The organism is Clostridium senegalense, from assembly GCF_018916625.1.
GTDB classification, from domain to species: Bacteria; Bacillota; Clostridia; order Clostridiales; family Clostridiaceae; genus Clostridium_J; species Clostridium_J senegalense.
The window spans coordinates 1-1,016 of record NZ_JAHLNC010000033.1; the positions used below are offsets into that span (position 1 = coordinate 1).

Here is a 1,016-nt window from a genome sequence, read left to right on the forward strand (position 1 = left end):
GTTAGTTTTGATGATATTTTAATTTTAGATTATATATTTAAAAATCATAATAAATTTATATCTAAAGTTTTTAATGGAGAAAAATACTACTGGCTAGATTATGATGAAATGTTAGAAAATCTACTTATTCTTAATATAAAAAAAGATACACTTTATAGAAAGCTTAAAAAGCTTTGCAGAAATAAAATTCTTAAACATACTGTGTTAAGAGATAACGGAGCATATTCCTTTTATGGTTTCACAGAAATCTTTTATAGTATATTTGATGTTAAAAATAATAACAATTCTAAAAATAATCATAGTGAAAAATCTCCGAATACATCTACGGATAAAAATACAGATAGTCTTGATAATTCTTTTTCTTCTTCGGATAATTTGCAAAACAGTTGGGATTCTCGCCATAATACTATGGATAAAAATCCTGACAATATAGATTTAGGTGATTTTATGTCCGTATCAAAGGGATTTTTTAAAGACCTTCATGGAGATAATTCCTTGATGAAAGATATATATAATATATTAAATAACATAACAATGTTATTTAATAATATAAAATCTATAAATAGATTTTATATAAATAATCAAAAAGATAATAATAATATATATAATAATATAACAACAACTACTACTAACAGTAGTACTAGTAGTACTTCTAATAGTTTTAGTTATAATTTAAATAAGGATTTAAATCCTATAAACTCTAAAGTTTATTCTTACTACAGCGAAAATGGTTTTGGTAATTTAACTACAGATGCAGTTTTAACTTTAGATAGGCTTGTAGATGATAATGACACATTTACTGTTATAGATGCTATGGAAGAAGCAATTAGCAAAGGAAATGTTAGACTTTGCTATGTTGAAGGTATTCTTAAAAATTGGAAAATTAACGGTAAGAAGATAATGAAAAGGCAATATAAAAATTCATCTTCTAACAAAGATACCTTTAATAATTTTCATCAAAGAAAATACGATTTTGATAAATTAGAGAAAGAACTTTTAGGCTATGATTTTTGTTA

At 23.5% G+C, this 1,016-nt stretch carries 1 protein-coding gene; it reads left to right on the forward strand.

Going from position 1 to position 1,016, the window contains the following annotated elements:
* Window positions 1-1,016, forward strand: a 1,016-nt coding sequence (locus KQI36_RS17630; protein WP_216452011.1) for a DnaD domain protein, incomplete at both ends; no start/stop codon positions are given.